Annotated in this window: 8 protein-coding genes; 4 read left to right on the plus strand and 4 right to left on the minus strand. The window is 43.7% G+C overall.

The genetic code is table 11. The features are described from left to right. Nucleotides 1-261 precede the first annotated feature (261 nt). Nucleotides 262-2,502 (minus strand): TonB-dependent siderophore receptor, encoded by a 2,241-nt coding sequence (locus FPL17_RS09145; protein WP_159884656.1) that lies wholly within the window; start codon nucleotides 2,500-2,502, stop codon nucleotides 262-264. Between the two features lie 272 nt (nucleotides 2,503-2,774). Beyond that, nucleotides 2,775-3,257 carry a redox-sensitive transcriptional activator SoxR gene (soxR, locus tag FPL17_RS09150; RefSeq protein ID WP_159884658.1) on the minus strand — a complete coding sequence of 161 codons (483 nt, stop codon included), beginning with the start codon at nucleotides 3,255-3,257 and terminating at the stop codon, nucleotides 2,775-2,777. A gap of 319 nt (nucleotides 3,258-3,576) precedes the next feature. Between soxR and FPL17_RS09155 the strand changes: the two genes are divergently transcribed. Genes FPL17_RS09155 through adeC form a run of 4 tightly spaced genes read left to right on the plus strand, consistent with a single transcriptional unit; the run spans nucleotide 3,577 to nucleotide 9,628 of the window. Beyond that, nucleotides 3,577-4,005 carry a DoxX family protein gene (locus tag FPL17_RS09155; RefSeq protein ID WP_159884660.1) on the plus strand — a complete coding sequence of 143 codons (429 nt, stop codon included), beginning with the start codon at nucleotides 3,577-3,579 and terminating at the stop codon, nucleotides 4,003-4,005. Further along, on the plus strand, nucleotides 4,002-5,105 hold the full coding sequence (locus FPL17_RS09160) for an efflux RND transporter periplasmic adaptor subunit (protein ID WP_159884662.1): 1,104 nt from the start codon (nucleotides 4,002-4,004) through the stop codon (nucleotides 5,103-5,105). Before FPL17_RS09155 ends, FPL17_RS09160 begins: the two co-directional genes overlap by 4 nt. 12 nt (nucleotides 5,106-5,117) lie before the next feature. Further along, complete coding sequence (locus FPL17_RS09165) at nucleotides 5,118-8,201, plus strand: MexW/MexI family multidrug efflux RND transporter permease subunit (RefSeq protein ID WP_159884664.1); 3,084 nt, start codon at nucleotides 5,118-5,120, stop codon at nucleotides 8,199-8,201. Then, entirely contained in the window at nucleotides 8,198-9,628 is a 1,431-nt protein-coding gene (gene adeC, locus FPL17_RS09170; RefSeq protein WP_276529327.1) for an AdeC/AdeK/OprM family multidrug efflux complex outer membrane factor, read from the plus strand. The genes FPL17_RS09165 and adeC overlap by 4 nt, the downstream gene beginning before the upstream one ends. Nucleotides 9,629-9,857: 229 nt before the next feature. Here the strand turns inward: adeC and FPL17_RS09175 are convergent, their stop codons facing one another. After that, nucleotides 9,858-10,781: an alpha/beta hydrolase gene (locus FPL17_RS09175; protein ID WP_159884666.1), complete on the minus strand. Its 924-nt coding sequence runs from the start codon at nucleotides 10,779-10,781 to the stop codon at nucleotides 9,858-9,860. Between the two features lie 36 nt (nucleotides 10,782-10,817). Then, on the minus strand, nucleotides 10,818-12,305 hold the full coding sequence (locus FPL17_RS09180) for a flavin-containing monooxygenase (protein ID WP_159884668.1): 1,488 nt from the start codon (nucleotides 12,303-12,305) through the stop codon (nucleotides 10,818-10,820). Nucleotides 12,306-12,317 lie beyond the last annotated feature (12 nt).

The raw sequence follows: 12,317 nt of genomic DNA on the forward strand, positions 1-12,317 counted from the left end.
GGATTTATTTTACCGAATTGGGCCAACCTAGCCTATAACTTTGAGTCAATTCATTTTTTTACTAAACACACCAATCGAACAATCTAAAGCTTGTTTCATTTTTTTCAGTCAATGCTATTTTTTATAAGAGGATTAATAGGAAGTGAATGAGCAAATAATATTTCAGTTCAGCTAAAACTTAGCTTTTATTGAAATAAAGGCATACCGTTATAGATACACCTTTATTTTCAATTAATAGCTAAAAATCTATATTTCCCATTTTTAGAATCTAGCACGCAGCGATAAAGTTACATTACGTGGTTCGCCCCAATAAACACCATTATAGAAACCAACCTGTTGATAATATTTTTCATCAAATAAGTTATTCACTTGTAGGTTTGCGCTAAATGACTCACTGAAGGTATAACCTATATTGGCACTCGCCAAGAAGTATGCATCTTGTCGTACATAACCATCAGAATTTTTAGGCGCACTGGTCGATTTACTTACCACCTCACTTTGCCAATTCACACCAAACCCAATATTGAATTTATTGGCACCGTCCCATAGCTGTTCAGGGAGTTTGAAGTTGGTGTAGATTTTGACTTGATTCTGAGGAAGCGTGGTTGAAGCCTTTACGGTTTCTGAACTGATACTATTCACATAAGTATAGCCTGCGGTAATGTTCCACGTTGGTGTAATGCGTCCAATTGCTTCCAACTCAAAACCTTCAATTTTTAGGCCTTCCCCCGAAGCTTTCATTGGATCACCACCATCATCGGTTTTAATACCTGCTACAATTGCTTCTTCATCACGAACCGCAACATTCTCCTTTTTTGACCAGAATGCAGCAGCGGTTGCCAAAAGTTGATCATCCAATAAACTGGCTTTTAAGCCCGCCTCATAGCTTTTACCTGTTTCAGGTTCTAAGAAACTGTTATTACGGTCCTTTTGACTACTTGGATTAAACATATCGGTATAACTGGCATAGGCCGTTACAATATCGTTAATCGCGTAAGTGGTACCAAAGTACGGTGTGAAAGCATCGGTTTTCACATCACTTTTGGTACCATTGGTTGCCGAATAATCACTATAGCGTCCCCCTACAATCAATTTCAGGTCATCTGTCAGGTTTAGCTTTAAGGTACTGTATGCACCATAATTACGTTGTTTTGCGTCTTTGGTTGATGGAATAACACTATAGCCAGGTTTAGGCGTCATATTACCATCCCATGTCCGCCAATCATTAATTACACAAGTATCACCAATATTATTAGAAGGTAGCGTTACCCCGTTCACTTTCTTGGTACAAGTCAATTGATTACTGGCAATCCCATCAATGAATCCACCCGGGCTGTCTGTAGAACGATCAAAGCCATTTCCACCAATCACCAATTCATGTTCACGATTAAATAATTTAAACGGCCCACTGGCGAACAACTCTAAACTTGTTTTTTTAGAGTCGGATGTTGGATATACCGTTGACCAAACCCCAACCCCTGTTCCATCATTTTGATTTGGAAAACCAGAACCACCATAAGACATTAACCAGAAACTTTTGGACAAGGAATGTGAGGCAGCTGCCTTAATCATCCAGTTGTTATCAAATTTATAAGTCAAATCAGCAAATACAGTTTTGTCGCTTTGGCTAATGGTATTCCAACGATTTGCCAAGCTGAAATTACGCGGTAAATTAGCCAGCGAACCATCTTGATTCCAGTACGGTACAGTTCCCCACGTTGAACCACGTGGTTGGTTGTCTTGATATTGAAAACCAATACTGCCTGTTAATTTATCCGTGATATCCGCTTCAACCATCGCCATCGCAGCCAAGGTTTCCAGAGAGTAATAATCCATATAGGATTCTCCCTCTCGACGTGCTGCCATCACACGGCTACGCACACTGCCATCAGCTGTTAAAGGGATAGAAACATCAGCTTCATTTCGAATGGTATTCCAGCGACTAAATGACGTGGCAACCGAGCCTGTCAGTTCTTTTGCAGGCCGTTTACGAATCATATTGATGGTTGCAGAAGGGTTTCCTGTAGATCCTGTTAAACCTGTTGCCCCTTTTATCACCTCAATACGGTCAAAGAAAAAGCTATCAACACGTGGGCTGTTCTCACCAATTGGCATGCCATCAATTTGACGATTACTGATCGCATAGCCTCGTGCGGAATAGTTTGAGCGTTCACTATCATTTTTAGTGACCGTAACACCCGGTGTGGCTGCAAGTACATCATCAATAATATTCAGATTACGTTGCTCAATTTGTTCACGTGTAATGACACTGACGGATTGTGGTGTTTCTTTTAAGGAAAGTTTTAACTTGGAGGATGTCCGAGATGATTTCGCTTGGAAGCTTTCACTGCCTTCCGTTTTTTCATCATCGGCTGCAACTTTAATGGTTGGGAGTACGCTTGCGTCCTGTTCTTGCGCCCAAGCATGATGTGAGAAGGCCCCGAAAATAAGAATCGATTTTATCGCAATATTTAAAGCAGATTGTCTAAGCTGATTGTTCATAATGCTACAATTAATTAAATAAGAATCATTATTATTATCAATACAAAAATAAATGCAGAATTCACAATTGTTTAATATTTATTTGATTTTTTAGGCCAAAAAAGAAAACGAATCATCAATTGATCAAGATGGGAATTAAACCTGTCAAAGTATCAATGCAGGTCAATTCAGGACAGGAGCTTAGTTAAAGTGATACTTTCCACCTGTACTTTCTGTAATCGATATAAAGCACACCCTCAACCAAACTATGCTAATTATTATTTTTCAATTACTCAAAAATTTATAATTGAATCATCCTCACGTTCTAAAATACGGGGACCTGAGCCTAACTCTGCTAGAATATCTTCTGGATTACGCAAACGGCATTGTTCCAAAGACAAACACCCACAGCCAATGCACCAATCCATTTCATCTCGTAAACGAGTCAGCTTTTGAATACGTTCATCCAAGTCTTTACGCCAACAAGTGGATAATTCTGCCCACTGCTCCGCCGTTAATTTGCTGCCTATTGGGTAAACACTCAACGCTTTTTTAATTTCTTCTAATGAAATTCCAACTTTTTGCGCGACCTTAATAATTCCGATATAGCGCAGCACAGACAAAGGATAACGACGTTGATTGCCATTGGTTCGAATACTTTTAATCAATCCTTTGGACTCATAAAAATGCAAGGTTGAAACCGCGACACCACTTCGTTTAGCCACTTCCCCAACTGTCAGCATCCGATTGATATCAATTTTTCGTTCGGGTGTCATGGTTCAATATCTCAAGATTACTTTAGGTTTTATAATTTATGGCAACGTGATTTGTCAATTTAAAGCCTTGTAGCATGAGTCAAAACAAGTCATTTGCTTAACTTCCCCTCTCATAAAAAACACAGAAGTATCGACCGAAGTTGTCATCCCAATACTTTTGATAGAGCCCTTTTCCGATCTCTAATTTTCTAGTTTCCCCATTGACCTCAATATAACTTGAGGTTTTAGACTGCTTGGCACTGCATCATTAAATGCAATTAAGCAATTCATTTTTAATGTTTTTCAGCATTCAGTCTGATTCTATTCGGGAAATACTCTCATGCCATACTTCATTAAATTAAGTTTGGAAAGCCAATGGTTATGGATCATTAGCCGATGCTTTTTGGCACTGTTATTTTTTAGCTCAGGTCTCAGTAAAGTCCTTGATGTGGAAACAGGGTTTCAGGAAATGCAAGCTGCTGGTCTAAAACCGATCTGGTTGTTTAATTATGCCTCTGCACTGATTTTACTTGTGGGTGCTTACAGTATTTTGTTTGATCGCTACCTTTGGTTAGGCGCCGCCCTACTCTCTGTTTTTTTAGTGATAACGATTGTACTGGTACATACCTTTTGGAACATGTCAGGGCTACAAGCACAAATCTCGCTTTATTTTGCACTTGAACATATTTCAGTGATTGGTGGCTTATTCGGTACTGCTATTGCCAGCCATTTTCGTCAACAGCTGCAAGATGTTGGAGTGATCGCATGAAAACCAAACTGCGTATTTTGCTGATTATCAGCATTTTAATTGTCATTGCTGTAGCCGCTTATTTTTATTTTAAATCCCGCTCCGCAGAGAATGCTTCCAGCTACAGTTATCCACCGGTCAAAGTCGCGCTGACAACAGTCAAACAACAAGTTACACCGCGCATTCTGTCCAGTATTGGCGAGTTAGAAGCGATACGACAAGTCCAAGTGTCTGCTGAAACGACTGGCGTGATTGAACAGATTTATTTTCAATCAGGACAATCCGTCAAAAAGGGACAATTACTGGTTCAACTAAAAACCAATGTTGAGCAAGGCAATTTAGGTCGGCTACAAGCCAAGCTGAAACAGGCAGAAATGACCTATCACCGCACCAAACAGCTAATTGATAGCAATGCGATTTCACGTGCGGAACTAGATACGGCGCTAGCTGACCGAGATATGACCCGTGCTGAAATCCAGCAACTTCAAGCCCAGATTGAACAAAAGTCCATTCGTGCGCCCTTCTCTGGCGTGATTGGTATTCGCCAAGTGCATCAAGGACAATACCTTGAAGCAGGCACGAGTATTGCCAATTTAGTGGATACACAGCAACTGCTTGCCAATTTCACACTGGATGAACAACTGGCTGCACGGTTAAAAACAGGCCAAGCCGTTCAACTAAAAATAGATGCCTTCCCCGAACAAAGCTTTTCTGCCGTAGTAAATGCAATTGATCCAATGGTGAGTAAATCCAGAACCATGACCGGACAGGCACTACTCAATAATCAACATCAGCAGTTAAAACCAGGTATGTACGCAAAACTGGAAATACAGGAAGCCAACCTGCCAAGTTTGGTCATCCCTGAAACTGCAATTACGTATACCGCCTATGGCAATACTGTTTTTCTGGTGAAACATGAGCAACAGAAACAAACGGTACAACGTGTTGCGGTCGAACTCGGCGAACGTCATCAAGGTTGGGTCGAAGTGCAATCTGGTGTTAAAGCAGGTGACCAAGTGGTGGTTTCAGGTCAAGTTCGACTCAGTGATGGCATGCAAATCGAGCCGACGGCGAATAGCCTAGAGCAAGTCCCATCTTCCAAAGCCAAAACAAAGGTTTAGGGAGAAACTCAGATGAAATTTACCGATCTTTTTGTGAAACGTCCCGTATTGGCTCTGGTGGTCAGTACCCTGATTTTATTGGCAGGTCTATTCTCCCTAAATAAACTGCCGATCCGCCAGTATCCTTTATTAGAAAGTTCAACCATCAGTATCAGTACCGAATATCCAGGTGCATCGGCTGAACTGATGCAAGGTTTTGTCACGCAACCGATTGCCCAAGCGGTCTCTTCGGTTGAAGACATTGATTATCTTAGTTCGTCCTCAGTACAAGGGCGCAGTGTCATCACCCTGCGTATGCAACTCAACCGAGACTCCACTCAAGCCCTGACCGAAGTCATGGCCAAGGTCAACCAAGTTCGCTATAAATTGCCAGAACAGGCATTTGACCCTGTGATTGAACGCTCCTCAGGCGAATCGACCGACGTGGCTTATATCGGCTTTTCCAGTGAACAACTGTCTATGCCCGAGTTGACCGACTACCTATCACGGGTGGTTGAACCGATGCTATCCACCATTGAAGGCGTGGCAAAAGTTCAAACCTATGGTAGCCAACGCCTCGCGATGCGGATCTGGTTGGATGCAGACCGTTTGGCCAGTCGTGGCGTGACCGCTGCCGATGTCGCCAGTGCGATTCGTCAAAACAACTACCAAGCCGCCCCCGGTCAAATCAAAGGTGAATTGGTGGTTTCCAATGTCAACGTGTCAACCGAGCTAACCAGTATTCAAGACTTTAAAAATCTGGTGATCCGTAATGATGGGCAGAACCTGATTCGTTTGCAGGATGTCGCCACGGTTGAACTCGGTGCAGCATCTACCGAAACCAGTGCCTCAATGGATGGGCAACCCGCAATTTTTATTGGTTTACAGGCCACTCCAACAGGTAATCCACTGGTGATTGTTCAAGGCATCAAGGATAAATTGCCTGAGATACAGAAAACCTTACCGCCGAGTGTCAAAGCCAATCTGGCTTATGAAACCGCACGTTTTATTGATGCTTCGATTGATGAAGTGCTGCATACCTTTATCGAAGCCCTGATTATTGTCATTGCTGTGATCTATCTGTGCTTAGGTTCACTTCGTAGTGTCTTGATTCCTGTGGTGACAATTCCACTCTCAATGCTGGGCGCTTTAGGCCTGATGCTGATTTTTGGCTTTAGTATCAACTTACTGACCTTATTAGCGATGGTACTGGCAATTGGACTGGTGGTGGATGATGCCATTGTGGTGGTGGAAAATGTACACCGCCATATTGAAGAAGGCTTGTCACCTATTGCCGCCGCACTGGTAGGTGCACGTGAAGTCGCAGGCCCCGTGATTGCCATGACCATTACCCTTGCTGCCGTCTATGCGCCGATTGGTCTGATGGGTGGATTAACAGGTTCATTATTTAAGGAATTTGCACTGACCTTGGCGGGCGCAGTTTTGGTCTCAGGGATTATTGCCCTCACCCTCTCCCCAGTGATGAGTTCTTATCTGCTGCAATCCAAGCAGGAAGAAGGCCGCATGGCTAAAGCTGCTGAATGGTTTTTTGAACGTTTAACTCATGTCTATCACCGCTTACTGCAATTTTCATTGCAGCATCGTTGGATCACTGTGGTCTTTGCCATTGCTGTTTTTGCCAGCCTGCCTTTTCTTTATCAACTCCCACAAAAGGAACTGGCACCATTAGAAGATCAAGCCAGTGTGCTAACTGCGATTAAGGCACCACAACATGCCAACTTAAACTATGCCGAACACTTTAACTATGAGCTGGATAAAGTGTTCTGGACACTGCCTGAAACCAGCACCACATGGATTATTAATGGTACGGACGGCCCAGCGGCCAGTTTTGGTGGCACCACCTTATCCACATGGGCTGAACGTACGCGCTCTGCCGATGATCTACAGCAGGAACTGCAAGCCAAGGTCGGTGCTGTAGAAGGTACCAGTATTTTTGTATTCCAAAATCCAGCTTTGCCCGGTTCAACAGGTGGCTTACCTGTACAAATGGTGCTGCGTAGTGCCCAAGACTATGCCACCATTTATCAAACCATGGAAAATATCAAACAAAAAGCTCGTGAAAGTGGCTTGTTTGTGGTGGTAGACAGTGATCTCGATTTCAATAATCCAATGCTGAAAATTGAAGTCGATCGCGCCAAAGCCAACAGCTTGGGTATTCGGATGCAAGATATTGGTGAGGCACTGGCGACCCTTGTGGGTGAAAACTATGTCAATCGTTTTAGTATGTTAGGCCGCGCTTATGATGTCATTCCTCAAAGTATCAAAAGCCAGCGTCTGACCCCACAAGCGTTGACCCAGCAATTTGTACGCACTGATCAGGGGACATTGATTCCACTATCTACCGTGGTCCGTCTGAATGAACAAGTCGAGCCGAATAAACTGACGCAGTTTAACCAACAGAATGCCGCAACCTTCCAAGCCATACCTGCGCCTGGCGTTTCTCTCGGCCAAGCCTTAGCGTTCCTTGAACAAGTCACGGCTGAGTTACCGACGGGTTTCAGCCATGACTGGCAAGCCGATGCCCGTCAGTATATGCAGGAAGGCAATACGCTGTTGTTTGCATTTTTGGCTGCATTGGTGGTGATTTATCTGGTCTTGGCCGCGCAATATGAAAGTCTAGTCGACCCGTTCATTATTTTAATTACCGTGCCCCTATCGATTTGCGGTGCCTTGATACCCTTGGCACTCGGTTATGCCACCGTCAATATCTATACCCAAATTGGTTTGGTCACCCTGATCGGTTTGATTAGTAAGCATGGCATCCTCATGGTTGAATTTGCCAATGAGTTGCAACTGCATGAAGGACTGAATAAACAGGCCGCCATCCTTAAAGCGGCACAAATTCGCTTACGCCCGATTCTGATGACCACGGCAGCGATGGTGTTTGGTCTTATTCCACTACTGTTTGCCACAGGTGCGGGCGCACATAGCCGTTTTGGTCTTGGATTGGTGATTGTGTGCGGTATGTTGATTGGCACATTCTTCACCCTGTTTGTATTGCCCACCATTTATAGTCTGCTGGCACGTCAACATAACCAAAGTTCGGCTCGTGTACAGGAACTACAGAAAATTGATGCAATGGAGTCTCAAGCATGAATAACGATCTAGTCTTCGCCAAAAGCTCCCAGCATCATTCATACAAGCAAATGATGAGTACTGGACTGATCATGGCAGCTTTGGGCATGTCACTGAGTGGTTGCCAAAATCTTAAACCACAACCACCCATCGTCAGTGCTGATATTCCAAACAGTTATGACCATTCGATTCAAGGCAGTTCCATTGCATCCCAAGGCTATCAGCAGTTTCTTGCTGATCCACGTTTGGTGCAGGTGATTGAACTAGCCCTCAGTCATAACCGTGATTTACGCAGCGCCAGCCTGAATATTCAGCGCGCACAGCAATACTATCAGATCAGGAAAAATGATCAGTTTCCGATAATTACTGGCCGTGCAGAGCTGCTTCGCCAAGTCTCTCCGACCCTTGATCCCAACAATCCCCGTTCAAGCTTGCAAGTTGACCTTGGTTTGACAGCTTATGAACTGGATTTTTGGGGACGGGTTCGCAATCTGAAAGATGCGGCACTGGATCGTTATCTGGCGACCCAAAGTGCGCGTGATGCTATGCAAATCAGTTTGGTCAGTCAGGTCAGCCAAGCTTGGTTGGATTATGCCTTTGCCCATGCACAGTTAAAACTTGCCCAACAAACCCTTGCGACACAATTGAATGCCTATCAGCTCAATCAAAAACGTTTCGATGCGGGCACTGACAGTGAAATCCCCCTGCGTCAGGCACAGATCTCAGTCGAAACTGCACGTCATGATGCGGCCAACTATCAAACGCAGGTGATGCAGGCGCAAAATTTACTTAATCTGTTGGTGGGGCAGCAGCTTCCTGTTGATCTATTGCCACAACAACCCGTTAAAAACATCAGCACCAACGCAGTTTTAAGCACAGGTTTAAGCAGTGATTTACTCAATAATCGTCCTGATCTTAAACTTGCTGAATATCAATTGCACGAAGCAGGTGCCAATATTGCAGTTGCCAAAGCTGCCTTATTTCCCAGCATTCGATTAACAGGCTCAGCAGGTTATGCATCAACTCAACTCAGTGATCTGTTTAAATCAGGCAATGTCTGGTCGATTGGTCCCAGTCTGGATCTGCCAATCTTTGACTGGGGCACCCGTCAGGCCAATCTTAAGATTTCAAAAATCGAGCAGCAAATCGCGCTGTCGAATTATGAAAAATCCATTCAATCTGCCTTTAAAGAAGTCAATGATAGCCTTGCCACACGTGCCTATATGGATGAACGGATTACTGCACAACAGCGCTTAGTCGATGCGGCCAATCGGAACTACAAACTGTCTAATACGCGCTTTCGTGCAGGGATTGATAGTTATTTAAGTGTCTTGGATGCACAACGTTCTCATTATGCTGCTGAGCAAAGTTTGTTATTACTGGAACAGGCACGGCTCAACAATCAGATTGAACTCTATAAAGTATTGGGTGGAGGCGTAACACAATAATCATCACAAGGGGTTTTAAGAATGGCTATGGCTGTTCTTAAAACATCATTCAACCAAACAAAGATAAGCTTGGCTAATAACCAGAACGCAAAAAAGCAGCCTCTAAACGAATTGAGCTGATGTTTTATTTCTTATATGTGGATTATTGTCTATTTTTAAGATCAATCAGCGATTTATATAAATGTTAAAAAATTAAAATGAACCGTTTAAAAAGTCTAGAACGTGAAGCTTATGTCTTTGCCAATGTCGCTTGAATAAAATCACCAATCTCATCTAAGGCCTGTTCAGATTTTTGCACAAAGCGATTAAACATCTGAAAGTTATGCCACATATTTTTATAGACATGCAGATGAACCTTCACACCTGATTGTTGGGCACGCTCAGCCAGATTGATCGCATCATCCACAAGAATCTCTTCACTGCCTGCTTGAATCAATATCGGTGGAAGAGCGCTCAAATCAGCAAAAATAGGCGAAATACGTGGATCATTAGATCGTAATTGCCCACGATATCCATCCCCACCCCGTTTTAAGGCATAGGCGCGAATCATTGGATCTCGTTTGGCATTTTTAAATACTGAAGCTGAACTCAAAGTAATATCCACATAAGGCGAGATCATGATCATACCCGCAGGCAAAATCTGCCCTACCTCTCTTAATCCCACCGCGAATGCTAAGGCCAAGGCACATCCACCTGAATCTCCACCCAAAATAATTTGCTCAGGCTTCCAGCCATCACTCAATAAATGTTGATAGACTGACCTCACATCTTCCAATGCTGCTGGGTAAGGATGTTCAGGCGCACGTCGATAATCCAGCATATACACGTTGACCTTGGCTCGTGCAGCCAATTCGGTAGACAGTGCGCGATGGGTTCGTGATGAACCTGCAAAAAAAGCACCTCCATGACAATGCAATAATATCCCTTGCACCTCACCCGCAGGCCTTGCCACTTCGACAGGAACAATACGTTGATCCTGTGCATCTCTCAATTTAATCTTTTGTATAACAACATCGGCTCTGGGTTTAAAAATACGAGAGCCCACTTCCATTGCACCACGCAAGATCGGAAAAGGTAAAGCCAAACCACTGGCCAGCTTAAAACTCAGTCGCAAACTCATTTTTACGCCTGTTTCAATCATCTTTTGCTGCATCATGTGCTCCTGTTGAAGACTTCATCGAGTCATCATTTAACTGGCTTTTTTCTCAGATTCAGACTCAGCAAAACCAAGCACATAATCGTTCAGATCGCATTGTGCCAAGCGAGCACGCATCTCAAAGGTGGTCCACGGCCATAAGGTACTGTTACGACCATTCCGATCGATAAAGTAGCTGCTACATCCACCGGTATTCCAGACCGTATTTTTTAATGCCGCTTGGATTTCATCATTGTATTGTTCCAATACCTCAGCACGAATTTCAACAGTTTCAATCTGCTGCGCCTGTACTTTTTTCAGCATATCCAATATATATGCCAATTGTGCTTCAATGATAATCAGTGCCGATGAGCTGACCGCAATATTAGGACCAAACATGACAAAGGCATTTGGGCAGCCTTCCACAACTGTACCGAGGTAGCCTTGGGCACTGCCTTGCCATACTTCGTCCATGCTTTTGCCATGTTTATTACGGATCTGTTTGGCAATTGGCGGATTACTGACTTCAAAGCCTGTGCCAAAAATAATCGCATCAACCTCATGTTGCGATCCATCACTGGCGATCAAAGTATTGCCACGCACTTCTTCCACCCCACAGCGCAATACCTCTACATTCGGCTTTGCCAATGCGGGATACCATTGATTGGACTGTAACACCCGTTTGCAGCCAATGGTAAAGTCAGGTAACAGTTTTGCTCGTAGCTCGGGATCTTTCACCCCTAAACGAATATTCAATTTAGCTAAGCGTTCAATCTGACTGACCAGTTTTGGATGATGCATACTAGAATTTAACGATTCGAACACCCCATAAACACCATAACGGGTTAAACGTTGTGTGACTGGAAGCACTTTAAACAGTGCCTGAGCAAGTTTTGGCAGGCTTTGATCCATTTTTGGCAATACCCATTGTGGGGTACGCTGTAACAAAGTAAGTTTCGCAACTTGAGCTTGAATCTCAGGTACAAATTGAATTGCAGACGCGCCTGCACCGACAACGGCAACTTTTTTTCCGTTTAAGTCAACATCATGATTCCATTCTGCCGAGTGGAACTGAGCCCCTTTAAATGTCTCTAAACCTTTAATTTTAGGCAATACAGGTTGATGCATTGGCCCACCCGCCATAATCGCAAAACGGGCGTGGATGAGACCTTGATTGGTTTTCACCACCCAATGCTTGGCCTGATCATCCCAAGCACTTTCCAGCATTTCATAGCCAAAGCGCACATAGTTTTTCACATCGAATTGCTGTGCAACATTTTGTATATAGGTCTTAATTTCTTGCTGCTGAGCAAAGACCCGACTCCATTGTGGATTCGGTGCAAAAGAATAGGAATATAACGCTGACGGTACATCACAAGCACACCCCGGATAGGTGTTGGCACGCCAAACACCGCCAATTTCATCAGCTTTTTCCAAGACCACAAAATCTGTAAAACCCGCTTGCTGTAATTTAATGGCTGCACCAATCCCTGCAAAGCCAGCCCCGATAATCACCACATGAAATTTTTCGATCTTCGCCATGAGTTTTAATCC

Source organism: Acinetobacter dispersus (genome assembly GCF_009884975.1).
In the GTDB taxonomy this organism is placed as follows: Bacteria; Pseudomonadota; Gammaproteobacteria; order Pseudomonadales; family Moraxellaceae; genus Acinetobacter; species Acinetobacter dispersus.